General features: G+C 51.0%; 14 protein-coding genes. 6 read left to right on the top strand and 8 right to left on the bottom strand.

Going from position 1 to position 18,834, the window contains the following annotated elements:
• The first annotated feature begins 205 nt into the window (after window positions 1–205).
• Window positions 206–769: a TetR/AcrR family transcriptional regulator gene (locus tag ACK13D_RS01485; RefSeq protein WP_187491802.1), complete on the top strand. Its 564-nt coding sequence runs from the start codon at window positions 206–208 to the stop codon at window positions 767–769.
• A 348-nt stretch (window positions 770–1,117) separates the two neighbouring features.
• Here the strand turns inward: ACK13D_RS01485 and ACK13D_RS01490 are convergent, their stop codons facing one another.
• Window positions 1,118–1,210, bottom strand: a complete 93-nt coding sequence (locus ACK13D_RS01490) for a terminase gpP N-terminus-related DNA-binding protein (protein ID WP_072044066.1) — start codon at window positions 1,208–1,210, stop codon at window positions 1,118–1,120.
• A 241-nt stretch (window positions 1,211–1,451) separates the two neighbouring features.
• On the opposite strand from ACK13D_RS01490, the gene ACK13D_RS01495 reads away from it, so the two are divergent.
• The 3 genes from ACK13D_RS01495 (at window position 1,452) to ACK13D_RS01505 (ending at window position 4,785) form a co-directional block, all read left to right on the top strand.
• A complete protein-coding gene (locus tag ACK13D_RS01495) occupies window positions 1,452–3,659 on the top strand; it encodes a DUF4401 domain-containing protein (protein ID WP_418795485.1) in 2,208 nt (735 codons plus the stop codon).
• Window positions 3,652–4,182 carry a GDYXXLXY domain-containing protein gene (locus tag ACK13D_RS01500; RefSeq protein ID WP_010246729.1) on the top strand — a complete coding sequence of 177 codons (531 nt, stop codon included), beginning with the start codon at window positions 3,652–3,654 and terminating at the stop codon, window positions 4,180–4,182. The genes ACK13D_RS01495 and ACK13D_RS01500 overlap by 8 nt, the downstream gene beginning before the upstream one ends.
• 189 nt (window positions 4,183–4,371) lie before the next feature.
• A complete protein-coding gene (locus tag ACK13D_RS01505) occupies window positions 4,372–4,785 on the top strand; it encodes a hypothetical protein (RefSeq protein ID WP_167433548.1) in 414 nt (137 codons plus the stop codon).
• Window positions 4,786–5,011: 226 nt separating this feature from the next.
• Here ACK13D_RS01505 and ACK13D_RS01510 read toward each other — a convergent pair whose 3' ends face one another.
• The 6 genes from ACK13D_RS01510 to ACK13D_RS01535 form a co-directional block, all read right to left on the bottom strand.
• Window positions 5,012–6,007, bottom strand: a complete 996-nt coding sequence (locus ACK13D_RS01510) for a DKNYY domain-containing protein (protein WP_266093792.1) — start codon at window positions 6,005–6,007, stop codon at window positions 5,012–5,014.
• Window positions 6,008–6,378: 371 nt separating this feature from the next.
• A complete protein-coding gene (locus ACK13D_RS01515) occupies window positions 6,379–6,984 on the bottom strand; it encodes a hypothetical protein (protein WP_354438694.1) in 606 nt (201 codons plus the stop codon).
• A 200-nt stretch (window positions 6,985–7,184) separates the two neighbouring features.
• Window positions 7,185–7,532, bottom strand: coding sequence for a cupin domain-containing protein (locus ACK13D_RS01520; RefSeq protein WP_033761129.1), 348 nt, complete (start codon window positions 7,530–7,532; stop codon window positions 7,185–7,187).
• A 352-nt stretch (window positions 7,533–7,884) separates the two neighbouring features.
• On the bottom strand, window positions 7,885–12,009 hold the full coding sequence (locus ACK13D_RS01525) for a BapA prefix-like domain-containing protein (protein WP_418795487.1): 4,125 nt from the start codon (window positions 12,007–12,009) through the stop codon (window positions 7,885–7,887).
• 607 nt (window positions 12,010–12,616) lie between these two features.
• Entirely contained in the window at window positions 12,617–13,834 is a 1,218-nt protein-coding gene (locus tag ACK13D_RS01530; protein WP_418795489.1) for a cupin domain-containing protein, read from the bottom strand.
• A gap of 561 nt (window positions 13,835–14,395) precedes the next feature.
• Window positions 14,396–15,184 (bottom strand): enhanced serine sensitivity protein SseB C-terminal domain-containing protein, encoded by a 789-nt coding sequence (locus ACK13D_RS01535; RefSeq protein WP_010246741.1) that lies wholly within the window; start codon window positions 15,182–15,184, stop codon window positions 14,396–14,398.
• Between the two features lie 437 nt (window positions 15,185–15,621).
• Here ACK13D_RS01535 and ACK13D_RS01540 point away from each other — a divergent pair, with 437 nt between their 5' ends.
• Window positions 15,622–16,230, top strand: coding sequence for a dTMP kinase (locus ACK13D_RS01540; RefSeq protein WP_061703336.1), 609 nt, complete (start codon window positions 15,622–15,624; stop codon window positions 16,228–16,230).
• Window positions 16,231–16,554: 324 nt separating this feature from the next.
• Window positions 16,555–17,868: an NAD(P)/FAD-dependent oxidoreductase gene (locus ACK13D_RS01545; protein ID WP_418795492.1), complete on the top strand. Its 1,314-nt coding sequence runs from the start codon at window positions 16,555–16,557 to the stop codon at window positions 17,866–17,868.
• 66 nt (window positions 17,869–17,934) lie between these two features.
• On the opposite strand, the gene ACK13D_RS01550 is transcribed toward ACK13D_RS01545, so the two are convergent.
• Window positions 17,935–18,810 (bottom strand): LysR family transcriptional regulator, encoded by an 876-nt coding sequence (locus tag ACK13D_RS01550; RefSeq protein WP_061902305.1) that lies wholly within the window; start codon window positions 18,808–18,810, stop codon window positions 17,935–17,937.
• Between the last annotated feature and the right edge of the window lie 24 nt (window positions 18,811–18,834).

Raw genomic sequence — 18,834 nt, forward strand, 5'->3', positions numbered from 1 at the left:
CTGACTTTCCCGGTGACCAGAGTGCTTATGATAGCGTCGGCTGTCGATGTTACTTGCTAAACCATGATGCAATGACGTCTGCCTGAGCACCCTGGATGCATTGAACTTACTGTTTTACATGGCAATCGCCCTGTCACCCGGTAAGCGTTTGCTGTAAATTAGCGTTCTCTATTTAAGAGATCATCCCAATACCAAAGGCATCAAGATGAGCGTCAACACCAGGGAATCCATTTTGCAGGCGGCCAGGAAAATTGCCCAATCTCAGGGCTATAACGGTTTGAATTTCCGCGACCTCGCGCAGGATGTGGGTATCAAAGCGGCGAGTATTTACTACTATTTTCCAGGCAAAGCCGAGTTGGGTATTGCCGTTGCCAGACGATACTGGGAGGACGGTGCGCTCGCACTCGAGATGATCGAATCAGAAAGCCCATCACCCATTGACGCGCTGCGTCGCTTTCCTGAAATCTTCCGAAGATCACTTGAGGCCGAAAATCGTCTCTGCCTGGGCAGTTTCATGGGCGCTGAAAAAGATACCTTACCTCCTGAAATGAATGCAGAAATACAGAAGTTTGCTGATGTGAACATTGCATGGCTGAACAAACTGCTGGTGGCTGCGAAGGTGTGCGATTCAGGTGAGAGTGAATCCAGAGCACGTGCAATTTTCACGGCCATTGCTGGTGCCCAGCTTATCGCCAGAAGTCGCTCAGATATCTCGCTTTTTGATTCACTGGTGGATTCATACCGCGCCTTTGGACCTCTGCCAGCATAGCAACTGCCCGCAATCCGATTCAGCGAATGGGCGGTTTTCTGCACGCTCGCCCAATACGGCGCGGCGTCCGGTAGCGTATGCGCTTTTCCACTCAGGAACTCACCCCTTTGAATCAATGCGCGACGGGCCAGGGTAAAAGTATTACGCCGTGTCTCATCATCACCTGCGATAAAGGGGTGAAACCTCGGTTCAGGAAATCGTTTATTTCAGCGGTTCAGGCAGCTAACAATCCATAATTTGCTGTCCGACTCCGGTTTCTTTAGCGGCTTCAGGTCAATAGTTGTGGCAACCAGCTTATCATCAACCGTAAGCGTCCCCTGCTCGGTCACCCGTTAATCTTTACGCTTCTTACCTTTCAGCAATGCGGGTGATGCGGTACCCCTGAGAGTACAGCAGTAAAGCCTGCCTGCGGGGATCGCGTTCGTCGGGGGCGGATGTCATGTTCACGCAGCCCAAATACGGCCGCGACACTATTTGATCATAGGAATGCGGCAGATTTCGCAGAGTTCCCCCCTCGCCTTTGATTTACGCTGTTATATCCAGGAAAAGATGTTTACATTTGTTCAGCAAAATTATCGGCCGCTCAGCAGAGCGTCACTGACCGACACGCGGATTGATCGCAGGGAAGAACAGCCGTTAACTTCATCATCAAAGTCATACCGCAAACAGAGGCAGGGAAAGAATGAGGGAGCTTGCACCCGATGGCATCACCGGGATGCCGTCACGGACGGCAGAGTATCTTTGTCGCCAGATCGCACGCCTGCTGAAAGGAGGAAGCCTGACCCCGGAGACCTGCCAGCGTATCTTTGCTTTCTGTGGAATCAGACCGTCAGATGCTCAGTGGCGTCAGTTTCTTATCCCGGTTCTTTCCTGTCTGGGATTACTGTCTCTGGTTGCCGGAGCGGTGTTCTTTATTGCCTGGAACTGGGCCTGGCTGCCGAAAATGGCGAAATTTGCCCTGGCCGAGCTGTTGATCGTCGCGCTAGCGGTGATTGTCTGGTGGCGCTGGTACAGCACGCTGGCACGCAACGCATTACTGGCGACAGGGTTAAGCTTCGGTGCCCTTTTTGCGCTGTATGGACAGATTTATCAGACCGGTGCTGACAGCTGGGAGCTATTCCGGGCCTGGTTATACGTTCTTCTGCCGCTGGCGCTGATTGCCCGGCAAAACAGCCTGTGGTTTTGCAGCTGGCTGGTCGCTAACCTGGCGTTCCAGCTCTATTACAACACCCTGCCGTCGTCACTGCTGGATCTCGCCGCGTCTGACAGTTTAACCAGGCTCCCGACCGCTGTGCTCTACGGATATCTGGCGTTGCTGGCAGCCTGCCTGATTGTCAGGGAAGCGCTGGCGTGGCGCGCGATAACGCATCAGCCCGAGAGCTGGCTGGCAAGCCGCTGGTTCTCGCGAGTCATGGCGGGATTTTTACTGCTTCAGCTGACCGCCATTGTGGCCGGAAACCTATCTGACTGGGGCGGCGGTGACCACCATCCTTATATCACCGGCGGTTGGGTGATCATCCTGCTGGCAGGTTATTACCTGTACCGTTACCGCTATCCGGATCTCTGCATGCTGACGCTGGGCATCGCCAGCCTGACCGTGGTTGGCTGTGCGCTAATCATGCAGTTATTTCTTTTAGCCTACGATACGGGTGATCTGTTTTTGACTGGCATCCTGTTGGCATTCTGGGTGGCGGTAAATGGTTCAATTCTGCTGAAGTGGCAACGCAAACTGGTTGAAAAGGGGCCAATCGATCTGGTTCCGGCCAGGCTGACGTTACTGACAGACACTTTGCGTCAGCAGGGTTTGCTGAGCGCCTCGCAGGTTGAGGAAATTAAGCAGCGCGGTCACGCATCCCACCTGCCCTGGTATCTGAGGCTGGCGCTAAGCGTCGGAGGCTGGGTGGCAGCGATCATCATTCTGTTACTGATGATACTGATGCTCTATGCCACTGATCTGCTGGAAGACCCGAATGCTGCCACCCTTATTATTCCTTCGCTGCTGCTTGCCGCCATTGCGCGTGGCCTGTTAAGCAGTCAGCGTGACGGTAAACATCACCTCGGGCTGGCATGGGCGATTGCGGCAACATGCGGGCTGATAACCGGCGTTCTGCTGCAAATTCAGAGCAATGACGTCAGCTTTATTATGCTGAGTTCACTGACTGCCTTGCCGATCCTGGCCGCAATGGCGATGGCGATGCCCGACCGCACTTATCGGTTTATGGCCATCACTGCCCTGACCTTTTTCCTAGTGCTGGCGGGCTACTCTCTGGCCCGGTTCTGCCTGTCTCCGATGGCTGCACGACTTGCTGTGTCCGTACTGGTGGCGGCGGTTATATTTTTGTGGATGTGGACTGTCAGTCATCAGTTGAGGTTACAGGCAGGGCCGTATGCTGACGCGGTACATCCTCTGCTGTATGGCATCCCGTGTGGTCTGATGTTGCTGAGTTTCCTTGGGATAAACGCGGCGTATCTCACGGATTTCCTCTGGTCAGCATCGCAATTTTCCACGCTTCAGTCTGCGACTGGCCCAGGGATAGCGGCTGGCTTAGTGCTGAGTGCGCTCAGTCAGAAAAGACACAGCAAGCCGCTGTTTTCGATTATCACTCTGCCCGCTGCACTTATCTGCGGGGCTGCCGCCCTCTATGCACCGGGTATAGGGCTGGGATTGTGGTTAATTCTGATGGCACGTTATCAGGGAAGTCTGGGGTTGCTGGTAGTGAGTGGCGGTTTCATGGTGCTGTATGTCATTGGCTGGTATTACTTCCTGGAGGTAATTCTGCTGCAGAAATCCCTGCTGCTGCTGGTCAGCGGTCTGGTTTTACTGGGGCTGGCATGGGGAGTCAAAAAAGTATTACCTGCACAAATCGGAGGTGCCAGTGAGAATGCATAAACAGAGCCGATGGCTGGCTGGCGCTGTGATAGCGCTGGCGCTGATAGCCGTCAATGTCAGCATCTGGCAAAAAGAGCAGTTGCTGAAGCAAGGCGCGGTCATGATTTTACCTCTTGCCCCGGTTGACCCGCGATCCCTGATGCAGGGTGATTACATGGCGCTGAATTATGCCCTCACCCGCCCACTGGAACTGACGTTGTATCAACAGGCTGAGTCCTGTAGCGCGACCCTGTCAGCGCCATGCCTGCCCACCAGCGGAACCCTGATTGTTGACCTCGATGCGCAGCGTCACGCGACTCAGGCCCGTTTTGATCAGGGTGAACCTCTGCAGCCGAATCAGCTACGGGTAAAATACCATCAACATTATGGCTCGCTGACCGTCGGTACTAACGCTTATTTCTTTCAGGAAGGTCATGCCGACAGATTCGCGCAGGCACGTTATGGGGCATTTCGGGTGGGAAGCGATGGAACGGCTCTCCTGACGGATCTGCTTGATGAGCAGGGTAAAGCGATTCAGCCTTAAGGATGCGAGACGCTCACTGGCCTGGCGCTAAATACCCTGACAGGCGGCCTTAATGTCCTTATTGCCGGATGCCCGTCACAGGTCAGCAAAAGGATGCTGTGCCGGAAGCCTGTTTTGCGATCAAGCCTCGTGCCGAAAATTTAAGCGAGTAAGCTGCATCAATATAGCTGCTCAGACATAGAGAAAATTATGCCGAACATTATTGACGACAACTGGATTAGGGTATCTGTGATATCAGCAATATTTAGTAGTGTCGTGGGTTCATTACTGGTTTTAACCTATCTTTCCTTGGGAAAAAGCAGTACACCCGTAATGGGTTTAATTTTTACTTATTTTTTCATCGTTATGGTGAGTATTATTGGCACCACGATGGGCTCAATGATAATCGGCATGCCATTAGCGATGATTTCAAAGCGATTTTATCCTGACGCTGCCCTGAAGGGGAGCTTTTTTATCGTGTGCTCTGCGCTCTTCATGTGGCTGGTTGTACTGGCATGGCCTGTTATCAGGATATGTGAAACGCCTTATTCGGATATTTTGCTTTTAAGCCCCTATGCCTTCTGTTCAGCTGCCGCACTTGCTTATCTGGTTTACTGGGATTGATGAGTATTATATCAATCAGGATCGGGGCAGTAGGACCGTTAATGAAAAGAGCTAATGGTATCATTTTTCAGCCAGACATATAGAAACAGGTGAGTCCAGAGTGTCGGAATTCGGATGTTCCCCCCCCCTGAGAGCAGTTTTAATTACAGACTCACCTGGATGTTAATTAGATAATGTTTACGTGACAGCACGTGATCACATTTTGCCTGCCAGATAATCATGGATTCTACTCGAAATACTGTTTATCCATCTCGACAAGTTTCTTTTGTAATCCTGCCTCCCCTTCAACCACTTCGTAAAATTTACTGTGAGTATAAAGATAAATACGCTCGGATGACGCAAACATAAACATGTCTGGTGAAGCCATATTTGAAAAGCGACTGATCACTTCAGGCTGTAAAAAGATGACATCATTCCCGATGTGACCAATCACTCCGCGCCCCCAGTTTCCCGCACGAAAAAAGGTATCTGGATTGCTATATCCCGTGCATCTGGTGAGCCCATGCTCCGGACAGGAGACAACAGAAAGAAGATGAAATTTACTCAGATCTAAATCACCAACATTATAGCCACCGACATAGGTTGAGCCATTACTTTTGAAGACATTGTAAATACGCCATTTATCATCCTTTCCAAATGGAAAAATAACCTGGAAATCTTCCGGGTTAACCTCTTTTATCTTCTCGCTCCGGAAATATACAGACGATTCATCTTGCGCGTAGCTCGCTAATTGTTCCGATTGCCAGTATGGCCGGGTAGTCTTAACGTAATTAACCGGTCGAAACGTAGAGGAGTATTTAGCCACTAAATAAAGATCGCGCTTTTCTATTTTATTGACCTGCATGGGCTTTGCTGTTAAGCAACCCCAGGAAGTGATGTTATAAATTAAACCTGAAGTATCGCCCGTCCCAGTAATGCAGGGAGAGTGTTCGTAATTAATTTTACTCACCCAGTAAATATTGTTCTTAATGGATACATAGTTACTGAAAACAGGCCGTATATCATTTGAACATTGCTGACTTACCTGAAATAAGTTATCTCTCTCACCATTCTGGTTAAATTTACCATGAACAGATTCGCTACAGACATTAAGGACAGGCCTGCCACGCACATCGCTTTGCATTGGCCGACTTGCATCGAAAATATATTTTAAGAAAATAAAAATCAGAAACACTCCAATAATTAACCCTATCCTGACAAAGATACTATGGTTTGACTTCATGTGTTATTCCCTTTAACCGCTATCCTGGTATCACATCAGATAGTGCAGACCGAAGGTAAACGGCAAGCGCGCCGCCTGGCATGAACGCTATTCAACATAATTAATGCTTTTCCGGGATCATGCATTCTGCAGCATAGCCCGCATTTAATTTTATATCTGCCCACATAACACTGTTTCTTTGGGGTACGGAGCGTAAATCTTCAGTGTAATCATTTTCTCATCTTCCCATGCTTACTTGTCTGGTGGCGCAGGTTTAAAAACCCCGGTGTGCTGGGCACGGCTAATGAACCCGGTTTACAGACATAAATAGATGATGAGTTTTAGCGGACACATTATATTTTGCCTGGTTTAGAGGTCAGGCCTGTGGTTGCTTACCACCCTATCGACTTGCATTGACTGAATTCAGTCCTTGGTACAATGAGCGCCATATGGTTTTCTGCCATGCACTGTTTAAAAACCTGCTCTTTGTAACGGCCCGCCTGTAAACCCAGCATGGTGCTGGACCGTTCCGCTGCGTTATTTTCAATGTAAGAGCCACAATTTTCTTTGAACTCCTGAGGATTATCGCTATAAGACATCGACCATTTCAGCTGAGCTTTAACTGAATCATCTGATTGATGCTGGGGGACGGCTTTTGCTGGTTCCAGGCCAGAATAGAGTGGATTGCCCAGTAATCTCTGTGCAAAGCGTTGATTTTCTGCAGTTAAACGTCCGGATTTACACATCTGCAGATAGATCTGCGAAAGGCGTTGCTCCTCAGCATCGGCAGCATGGGTGCATTCCTCCAGGACTTGTTCATTAGTCTTAGCCGGTTTTTTATCTGTGGATCTCCAGTAACTATTTTTAAAGTCCGGTACCGTGCCTTCAGTGGTGCCAAAAGGGCAAAGTGCACTGGCGCAACCCAGTAAAAACATGGGCACACACGTCAACGTCAGAACACGTAACAGGGAAAACGCTTTAAGACTGCTTTTGTTCATTTTATTTTCACTTTAGTCAGCTGCGGAAATGGGGTCTGAGCAATGTCATTATTTTTAATGTTCCGCGTTTCGCTCATAGCGGACCTACCGAAACGCAGGTCAGGTTTGTGCCTGAAGCAGGCGTTGCAAATACTCAGTTAAGTTAACACCTGGCGCGCAGTCCTTACCTTAAGACAAGCCATTGCGGTGTTCATAATTCGTCAGCAGGATGAAGGAAGGTCAGAACGATCTCCTCGCGTCGTTGGGTGCGAAATTACAATAAACTCTACAGGAAACTCAGTGTCGTTTCTGGCTTGATGTTTTGACCCCGGTGGAATTTCTAGCCCCTGCAGGGCTTTAATATTATGCATCTTACCCTCCAGTTCCATTGAAAGAACACCATCGAGAACAAAGAAAAATTGTCTGGAAACGGAGTGAAAGTGTCGCTTTTCAGAAGTGCCGGCAGGCATTTTCTCATGAATAACCAGCATATCCTGACGGTTTACCAGATACCAACCATCGCAATTGTCGCCCCAGAAATAATGCTCTGCATTTTCCTTTGAAATCATCATCCTTCTCCTGTTTACACGCGCCCATCTATCAACATCTTAAGAAAGTGATACCGAGATGTAGTATAGATTCTCAACAGGTTATGCTTTTGATTATTTACCTAAAGATCTGAACTGCATCGTTCAATATATCTGGTAGTTATCAATGTATTGGGAAAGCAGAATTTTATCTGCCTATAATGTCCGCTTTTCGCTCATAGCGGAAATTAGCCTGACGTCAGTCTTCCCTATACCGGCAGCGTAGGTTCGCACGCCATTAGAGAATAGCTACGCTGGGCACTCGTATGCGCTTCACTGGCAATCTTAATTGCGGAAAATGGCCAGGGAAGAAAATCCGCCCCGGCCATCTGATTTAAGCCAGTTGTAAGTGAAGATTATGTTGCATCAGGATATCAGCCAGCGAACCTTCATGGCTGGCAGAGGCATTGTGATACAGGTCGTACTGCTGACCGTTACTAATACGCTGCCCATCCTCGCTCCAGACGCCGCCTTCAATGTTACTTAGCGTAACCACATTGCCGTCCGCGTCTTTTATCGTCGGCGCCTCACTCGCATTGTCGTTCATTGGCAACGGCTCTTTTTGCCCCAGATTGACGCTATTACTGCTGAAAGCGCCCAGATTAATGACCTCAGCGTTGCCTGATCTCAGCCCAAGCGTGGCAAAATCAAACGCCTCATGCGCACCATTCAGCTGAAACGAATCGTCATCGGCAGCACCGTTCAGGCTGGTGTGCAGATTTGAATATAAAAGCGAGAGCGTTTCACTGTTTACTGTTCCAGAGAGATGGAGATTGTCAGCCATATCAGGATGAAGAGACGCGTGCTCCAGTGTGATAGCACTATGGCTTTCCGAATTGCTGCCATCTTCTGTGTTGCTGCTGTTCACAGTTGTGGCATTGATCAGGTTGTCCTGCGCTGCGGTTGCAATACTCAGCTTCGGCTGCGGCTCGGCCATATAAAGCTCGACGTTTTGCGAAACGTGGTTAACGTTTCCGGCAGCATCACGAATAGTTGCGGTAATCCTGTGCTCGCCCGGTTCAGGCGTGAGTGCGTCCAGCGTTTCAAGCTGCACGGCCCACGTGCCTTTGCTGGTCACACTGGTTTGCCACTGGTGGTCGCCAAGCCTGACAGTAACAATATCACCGGCTTCACCCGTACCTGATACATGCTGATCATGGCTGGAGGCAAGGTTGATTTGCTGCCCCTCTGTGAGGTGAGTAAAAGCGATTTTGGGTGCGCAGACATCCACCTGATAGCTGGTCGTTATCGTAGCCGTATGGCCAGCCGCGTCGCTAGCAGTCACGACAATGTCATGCTGCCCCTTGCCGAAACCTGTTTTCATCGTCCCCGGCGCCAGTGGCAGGCTCCAGTGACCATCGTCGCTTACTGCCGCATTGTGATGTTTACCACCAATAATCACCGATACCGTCTGACCGCTGCCGGTGACGCCCGTTGTGCCGGTCAGCATCGAGCCCTCTTTTTTCTCCGCACGGTTCAGCCAGCCGTCACCAAATGGCGTATCAATTTCAGGTGCAGGCTGACCTGGAATATCGACCACTGGCGTAGTATTGCTTCCATCGGTGGGATTATCGGGGGTGACCGGTGGCAACGGATCGCCGCTGTTATCACTGACCGGAGAAGTCAGATCCGCTGTGACGTAACCACTCTGTTCAAACCAGTTTCCGGCGCCATCCAGCACGCCAAACGACAGGAAGTTGCCGCCCTGGGAAAGCTCCGACGCGCTGATTTCCGCGCGCCAGCTGCCATCTGCCTCTACCACGGCATAATTCCAGTGGAAAGTATCAGAAACCTGCACCGCAAAAGTCTTAAGCGGCAGCGGCGCTTCAAGCATGCCGCTGATAACGTACCAGGTCTGACCGTCATGCTGTACCGCATCCTCCAGTGTGATGTCGTTAACGGTGACTTTCGGGTTGCTGCTGTTGTAGTGGGTAATCAGCAGCAGATTCTGGCTGAGGCTGGTACTGTTTCCATTCAGATCCGTTGCGCTGACCTGAATGGTGTGGTTGCCATCCTTGATAGTTTTCACGTCGCTGTCAGAGAGCTGAACCTGCCACTGATTCTGATAGATACTGCCCTGCCAGGTTCTGCCGTCAAGGGTCAGTTCAACCGGCGTGCCGGAGGGAAGATGGGCGGCAGTGCCGGTGAAGATAATGCCGTATATCCCCTCCTGGTAACTGACCGCATTGTCGCCGGTGATCGGATCAAGGGTCAGCTGCGGCAACGCCTCAGTAGCGAAGATTTGCACGCCTGCTGAGGCATAACCTTTGTTGCCCGCTTCGTCGGTTGTTTCAGCAATGGCACGGTAGCTCCCTTCCTCCATTCCCTGCAGCGTTTCCGCGGGAACTGAGAACTGCCACTGGCCATTTTGATCGACGATGCCGCTCCAGTGGGAGGCCCCAAAACTAACCTCAATCGTGCTGCCGGCTTCGCCTCTGCCGGAGATCACCAGCGGGCTGCTGATTTCATGACTGTCGATCACCCCGTCCCCTGCTAGTGTATTAATCGTGACAAGAGGATCCTGCGTATCGGTAATAAACGTCGTCTCCGTGATACCGGACTGGCCCCAGCGATCGGTAGCGGTCAGCGTAACGGAATGACTCCCCTCGGCTAAATCTGCTTCCATCAGCTGCCCGGTGGAGAGTGAGACAAGCCAGTTGCCCAGACTGTCCACAGCGCCCGCATAGTGAACACCATCTACGGTCAGATCGATCTTCTGGCCCGCCCCGGTCACACCAGTGGAGCCGCTCAGCGTAACAGGCTCGAAGCGTTCATGTGCGTTCATAAACCCGTCGACAAACGGCGTGTCTATAGTCGGCTGTGGCGGGATAGCGTCTGATGGCGGTGCTGACGCCTCTACGGTAATGACTTTGTTTGCGGTGGTAGTACCGCCAACGCTGTTTTCAAAGGTTACGCTGATGTGGTTAGATCCTACCGGCAGCACCTGCAGATCGGCAGACGGCAGGGTAACACTCCAGCTGCCGTCAGCGGCCGGCGTTGTGGTATAGGTCTGACCGTTCAGCATTATGGTCAGCGTGCTCTCTGCGGCGAGGTTCGCTGTGGTGCCGCTGAACGTCTGTGGGGAGAGCTTCTCCTCAGCGCTTAACACGCCGTCACCAGTAAAACTGTTAATGGTTAAAGAAGGGGGCGTGCTGACAGGCGGAATCGGCGTGCCACCATCGGCGGGTGGCGTATTGCCACCATCCGTTGGATTGTCATCGATAACCGGCGGAACCCCATTGCCGCCTTCAACGGGCGTAATAAGGTCGGCTGTGACATTGCCACTCTGCTCAAACCAGTTTCCGGCACCATCCAGCACGCCAAACGACAGGAAGTTGCCGCCCTGGGAAAGCTCCGACGCGCTGATTTCCGCGCGCCAGCTGCCATCTGCCTCTACCACGGCATAATTCCAGTGGAAAGTATCAGAAACCTGCACCGCAAAAGTCTTAAGCGGCAGCGGCGCTTCAAGCATGCCGCTGATAACGTACCAGGTCTGACCGTCATGCTGTACCGCATCCTCCAGTGTGATGTCGTTAACGGTGACTTTCGGGTTGCTGCTGTTGTAGTGGGTAATCAGCAGCAGATTCTGGCTGAGGCTGGTACTGTTTCCATTCAGATCCGTTGCGCTGACCTGAATGGTGTGGTTGCCATCCTTGATAGTTTTCACGTCGCTGTCAGAGAGCTGAACCTGCCACTGATTCTGATAGATACTGCCCTGCCAGGTTCTGCCGTCAAGGGTCAGTTCAACCGGCGTGCCGGAGGGAAGATGGGCGGCAGTGCCGGTGAAGATAATGCCGTATATCCCCTCCTGGTAACTGACCGCATTGTCGCCGGTAACCGGATCAAGAGTCAGCGCCGGTAATGGAATGGCGCTGGCCTTCATAGCGTCGGAGGTGGCGGGGGCATCTGAAGCTGTTGCTGACTCAACCTGGGGCGTAAGCGTTAAGGTTGAATCAGCTTCGCTGGTCGTCGCCCTCAGGGCGACAGCTGCTCCGTTTAACGGCGTGCCTGACGGGATCAGAATCTGGCTTTGGGTAGACTCTACGATTGATAACGCGGGATCTGACTCTGGACTGGCAGGGAATGGCATTGGAGTTGTTGCAGAAGCTGGAGATTGCCAGACAGGTGTCAGCGTGGTGACAGTCTGAGCATCGCCGGAAACGTCTGTGCTGAACTGTGCCTCCTGAAATAAACTTCCCTGCTGGAAAAGCATTTTACTCTGCTGGCCTGCAACCTCAGTAAAGAAATTCTGATAGCGAAGCGTATCGCTCTCGTGCAGGTTAAGAATGAGATCGTCACCCTGTTTCTGAAAAGAAGAAATCTGAGAAGGTGAGCTTTGCAGCGTGATAAGAGCGGGTTCGCTCAGAATAGATTGTGATTTTCCTTCAGTGGACTGAGACAATGGGTGACCGCTTTTCAGCGATATGACCGTGGCGCGGCCCGTTCCTGAAAATGCCATGGAAATCTCCTTATATACCAGTTATTAAGTAGGCAATGCCGTTGGAAATAAAGCGACGCTTTACTTATTTCAGGCACGCAACGGCCAGCGCCAATAAAGGTGCTGAGGCAGAGCCGGCACTCAACGCATTAAACGCAATTCGTAGCAACAATAAAGGGCATAACCACAGCCAGATTAAATATTCGGTTTTGAAAACAGATTATTTCTGCTGGCAAAATAAAAAGTACCATTCTTTGCAAGAGTCCGGGCATCGGCTCAATTAACCTTTACTGACTTCAACGACGTATTGTCAGGAAAAAGTGAATAGTTGATGCTGGATAGACATAAGCTAAACTTCGTTTTCATGTCTGGCTACCAGGTAAAATCTGGAAATGTCCCCTGTTAATAGCAGATGCTTCCTGATGATTTAACTGCCCTGCTGTCTCAGTTTAGTAACAACTTCCCCATCCCTGTAAGAGCAATGATGATGCTATTGCACCATTTTAAGTGGCAGGTGGGATATTGCATTACCGATATAAGTGTCCGCTTTATGCGAAAAGCGGACACTTTAATTTAAACAGGAATAAGTCAGCGTCAATCCTTATTAATCAGGTAACGACTGAGCCAGTTACTTCACCACCGGGTTCTTTTTAAGTGAAAGCATGTTCATAAACTCTTCATCCAGATGCAGGTGTTGCCGGACAAGTTCAGGTGGTGTACTGGCGAGCCACTGGTTAAGCGAAATATCGGCATAGTAATCACTTTTAAAAAGCTCAAGAAAACGCAGTGGTCCCTTACCGGTGTTTTCGATGTAGTGTCCCATAGCGAAAGGAACATATCCCACATCGCCGGCGCGGTAGTCAAAAGTCCTTGCCTGACCGGATGATGCAAAGACCCCCATCCGTCCCTCTCCTTCAAGGTAATACTGCCATTCATCATTGTTAGGATGCCAGTGCAGCTCGCGCAGTCCGCCTGGCTCAATTTCCACCAGTGCGGCAGCAATCGTTTTTGAAACCGGAAAATTGGATGAATCCGTAATCCTGACGGTTCCTCCCGGCGCGCGTACCGGATCCTGAGCCAGCATCTTGTGGGTAAAGCGGATTTTCGACTTCACCCCGCCTTTTATACTGTCTGATTCCAGGCTGCCCGGAACGTTGCCGGCAAAAATGTACTCATCATCAGGTGAAGGCAGGTGAGAAAATGAAGATACCGGAACCCTGAAGTTTTTGGCGAGAATTTCCGGGGGAATATGCCTGAACCAGTCTGACAGCAGAAAAGTGCTATCCTCATCAAAATTTCCGTCGTCAAAAGCCAGTAAAAATTCACAGCCGTCGGGACCGAGACCCTGAATCGAATGGGGAATACCGGGCGGAAAATACCATAGGTCACCTGCAGCGATATCATCAACAAACCATCCTCCGCTGGCGTCAAAAGCGGTAATCCGCGCGTTGCCATAAGTCATGTAAGCCCACTCCCCCTCTTTATGCCAGTGCAGTTCGCGAATACCTCCGGCATTGAGGCGCATGTCCACACCCGCAATCGTCGTAGATATGCCCAGCTCCCGCTGCGTCACCTGACGCGTCCAGCCACCGCTTCCCTTGCGTACGTGCGCATCACTGAAAGAAAAGTGAAGGTTTGGCAGCGTTCCGCTGTCGGTAACGGGCGGATTTACGATGTCCGGACTTTCAGCCTCACGAATAGGATCATGTGGTCCGGGATCTCGTCCTCTGCTCCCTGCCGGAAACGTCTTTACGCCGTTGTCATGTGCCATGGCCTGACCCGCCGCAAGCGCGACCGTTCCTCCTGCAGCAAAAGCCATAAAATGTCTTCTTGTCAGTGTTTTCATATTCATCCCTCTTAAGAATCTTTTATAAACGGTATTATTTTTGTTACCGCCATAAAGTTATAAACGGGCTGAATGCGGAGGGAAAAACAACTTTGTAACACTGTGGAAAGAGTGCAATTTTCACGCAAATAGTAAAGATTCTTGAATGTATTAAGAAAGATTAATGTTGTTTAATCAACGTATAGTTATAAAGGGATTATCCTGTGCTTAAGCGCACTAATCGTCAATTAATGTGGGTCTTTTTGATTTTCATTTACCCGGTGATCGGTAACTGCTGATAAGAATTTTTACGAATTGAGGGGGTTTAACGAGGCCTGAGCCTTTGATGCGTGAGCTTTCACGCACGTACTCAGATAGACGAGGCGCATGTGCAGGGCCGCTCTGTTACGCCTGATTAAGCCCGAAGCATAAAGTCCCCTTCTCACTCATAGCGGACATAGATAAATCCGCCCTGGATCACGTATTTCAGTCACTATCACTGGCACTGTTGAAACCGGAGATCAAAGTCACCCCCGATTTACTACGCTGGTTACAAGACAACATTCAGAAGCCGTTCAGCGCTCAGCGTCCAAACATGCCCTTTAGTTTTTGCTTCATGCTCCGAACATAGAATGGCGTAAACTGCGACCTGATATGTGAGTCCAGACCTTTGTCGTTCTGGCCAAGGCGCATCAGATCCACCGCCTGCCCATCCGGAGAGGTATCCGCTGCGACAAGACCCGCACCACGCATCACCTCTTGCACATCACCGCTCATTTCCACCCCCACCAGATAATGCGGTTTATCATCGACTGACGGGTCGTGCATTAAAACCAGGAATGCACGGCTGACCCCGGGACATTTTGCAAACCAGGCTGATAACTCTTTCAGAAGCCTGTCCGGAACAACGGCAGGTACTCCCACTAATACCTGTGTTTCTTCCTCAACCACCCTTGTCTGCGGCAGGCGACCCGTTCCTTCCGCCAGCATGGCTTCAATTTCTTCCGGCACAAACTCCTTTCCGTAATCCGACCTGGGATTAAGAAACACACCCTCTCCCCGCGTCATTTCAAAAAAGGCTCTGGCAGGCAACTTCATGTATTTACTTTCCTGGCTGATGGCGCGCTGCAGGGTGGCAAGCGAGCTGAATACCGGAATGACAGGCGTTCCATCCGGTTTTTCCCAGTGCTGAATCGAGATATTCTCACCCGCCTTTAGTTCGACCTCACCATCACCCGTTGCCCCTCCGGAACTACCCAGGACGTAAAGCGATGAATCTAACAGTACCCGGTAAAACTCAGGTCGTTCTGCTGGATGATCGGCCGCCAGTTTTAAAGCAGTCTCCAGTTTGATTTCCCTTTCGTCAGACATTTAACCACCTTAGGCAGGATTGGATTAGGATCAATTTAACAAGGGCTTATGAGCATAATATAGATAATTTCTACTCGCCAGATTCCTGCACGTACCGGAGGATTGCCTTTGAGGGCTCGTTATTGCGATTAAGGACATGCGTTTGAATGGGTAAATGGCAGAACAGGCACGATCTTTTCCGTTTTCCAGACGCTTCCCTTAAACTACACCGCACAGGCCTCAACTATTAAGCTTATCTGACTAACATCCTGTTCTATAAACTCGTGAGTCAGAACCGTTACCAGCGTGTTTATCAGTGTTTGTTTAAAATCATGCTCAAGCTGACATGCCATACTGCTACAGAGAACGATGTAACTTCAGCTATTAAACCAGGAAAATAAGATGTTTTTACCGGATGCACGATTCACAAAAATCTTTCCTCACTTCTCATTCCAGGCATGAGTCGTCAGCTTTTTGTTTCTCTGGATGGGCCCAAGGGAACCGGTAAAACCACTCTGCTGGAGTCCATTACGCAAGTGCTAAGAGCAGATAACAGGAAGGTGATCCGACTTAGCGAGCAAAAAAGCGATCCCTTCAGGGCGGAAACAATGGCGCTGGTTAACAGGCTCGCCAGAAATCCCTCCGTTGATCTTGAACAGGATATTTGTGAACGCTTTGCCGTTAGCCGTGCCTGGATTTCACACAACGTACTCACTAAACAGCCCGGGAACTGCATTATCCTGATGGATCGCTGGTATCCGTCTGATGCCGCGTTTCGGCGGATGATGCCCTTTGCAGAGATTTTGCAGCGAAATATTGAACTCAATGTGCGAGCGCCAGATCTGCATGTCGGGGTGGTCACGGCACCTGAAGTTTCATGGGAACGAGCCGCGGCACGATCGCGTGGGCTGGGGAGTACAGTCATTCACAAACTGGAAGAGCATGTCGCTTGCACCAGAGCATTCGAGCAGGAGATGACTAACCACGGCTGGTTTTTATGTCGCAATGAAGGAACCGTAGAAGAGGCAACGATGCAGGTCATTGCTGAAATCTATAAAACGCTTTGATGCCCTACAGTTATCCGTTTCAGGGGCGGATTCTCACTCGAAATTGCCAGTTAATAGCGCGACCTGTTCCATTTCGCTCTCACCTCATGAATATATCGCCTCTGCAGATCGCTTTTTTCAGTCTTTGACATCAGAAAATAAACCCCATAACAGTCGCGTTATCATCCCTTCTTCGACAATTCGCACAACCTTTGGTTGTTAACTCAAGAATCATCCACCTGAATTTTACTTGTCTGAAATCAACATTAGTCAGATTACCGCTGGCACAGATATCCTGCTTTCACTTATAAAATTGCTTTATTTTTTAGATAAGGGCACAGGGAATTGCGCTACGCATCGATACCATTTAATCACAATCAACTGGGCTGGCCTGCGGGTGAGCATTGTTTTCCGCCGCAGCCCATGCTGCGAGAGGATATGACTGCCGACTGGGTTATCGTCGGCGCGGGATTTGCAGGTGTTGCCTTTGCGCGCCGCCTGGCTGAAATTAATCCTGGCCTCAAAATTGTCATTGTCGACGCGTACAGCACTCGGGAAAGCGCATCGGCACGTAATTCCGGATTTGTTATCGGTCTGCCTCATAATATTGGCAGTTCCACCGCTGAATTAAAAAAGGCCAACCCTTACCGTAACCTGCTTCAGGAAGGCATTCGTCAACTGGAGCAGGTTATTTCTCAGCATCATCTTCAGTGCGACTGGCAACAGGTCGGTAAATATCACTGCCAGGCTGAGCGTGGCAACGATCGTATTTTAAAAGAGTACGCCAGCCACCTCGATTTAATGGATGAGCCGTGGCAGATGTCAGACAGCGAGGAGCTTTACTTAAAACTCGGCACGCGCTTTTACAGCAAAGGGATATATACACCTGGCTGTGTGCTGGTTAATCCAGCGCAGTTGATCGCCGGGCTAAACCACTCTTTACCTGAAAATGTTCAACGCTTCGATAACACGCCAGTGCTGGGGATTCGCTACGGCAGCATGGCTGAAGTGCTGACACCGTTTGGCATCATCAAAACGCCAAAGGTGATGCTGGCCACCAACGCATTATCGCCAGAGTTGCGACCAGGACTTTCGCGTCAGGCAGCAATGGCGACCTTCGCCAGCATTACCGATCCGCTGACGGATGAACAACTGGCCACCCTGCCCCCCATGCAGAGCTGGGGGCTTACGCCGGTTAATGCGATTGCCGGTGCAACCTTCCGTTTTACCTCAGACCGCCGTTTCCTGATTCGCCAGCACGTGATACCCGCACTCAGCGGTCAGGTAAATGCCGCAGAGACCTGGCAGGCAACCCAGCTGCATCAGCGCTTATTTCATAAAGTCTATCCGACCCTCAGCAGCGTAAAGATAACCCACACCTGGTCCGGCACCATCAGCGTTACGCGAAACGGCGCGCCTGAATGGGGCATGCTGAACAAATTTATCTGTACGGCGGGTGGCTGTAACGGCGCAGGTGTTTCAAAACAGACCGTAGCGGGCAGTCTGCTGGCAGATTACATGATGAAACAGGACAACCCGCATATCGCGGATATGCTGTCGCTGGGCAAGGCCAGTTTCATGCCGCCATCGCCGGCGCTGGATATCGGCATAAAACTGTCACTGATGAAAGAGCGTTATCTGGGCCGTAAAGAGGTCTGATCCTCCTTTTGGTATGGGCGGGAAGCGGCATAGGCTGTTTGACGTTAATCCCCTGAACCCTGCGGCTCAGGTCACGAACCAGCCCGCAGGATAGTGTTCACAGATAAATTCCACGAAAACCTTAACCCTGATGCTCTGGAGATGGCGGGAAGTGTGCAGCACCCAGAGCTCAGTAAGATTTTCCTCCTCTCCCCAGCAGACAAGCTCTCCCTCTTCCAGCTGTTTGCTGACGAGGGATTGCGGAAGCATCGCCGCACCAGCACCCGCCAGAACGGCGTCCCGGAGCGTCAGAATGGATGACAGACGCATCAGAGGCTGTGGCGTAAAACATCGCTCTCCGTCCTGTACGGCCCAGAGCTCACCAGGCTGAAACGTTGACATCACAACTGCCGGTATTTCCGGCGGGTTATGCGGATCGCCTGTTGGCATGACAAGCGCGGGAAGCGCCACCAGCACCTGCTTATCACGGGCAAAACACCGGCCGACCAGCGAACTGTTTTTCTGTGGATTAATACGAATAGCAACGTCAAATTGCTCATCCACCAGATCGCTCATGCGATCTTCTGAAATAGCTTCAATCAGGATGTCAGGATAGCGTCGCTGAAACGCAGCCAGCAGGCCGCCAAGCGCCAGTTGCGAAAACAGCAGCGGTGCGGCGATACGCAGGGTGCCCGCAGGCTTTGTCCGCTCGTCGCGTGCTGATCGCGCGGCTTCATCAATCTCCTGTATTGGCCCGGCGGTGCGTGCCAGCAAACGTTCGCCAGCATCGGTGACCCGCAGTCGCTGGCCGCCCCGCTCAATCAGCCGCACACCAACCGCCTCTTCAAGTTCAGCCAGCCTGCGTGATAGCGTGGCTTTGGGCCTTCCGCTGGCGCGACTGGCAGCACCCAACCCTCCCCAGGCGGCAATCAGATGAAAATCTTTTAGCGCGTTAATATCCACAGGCTGTCTCATTTATGGAACAAC

This window comes from Pantoea sp. K16 (genome assembly GCF_048452805.1).
Classification (GTDB): Bacteria; Pseudomonadota; Gammaproteobacteria; order Enterobacterales; family Enterobacteriaceae; genus Pantoea; species Pantoea agglomerans.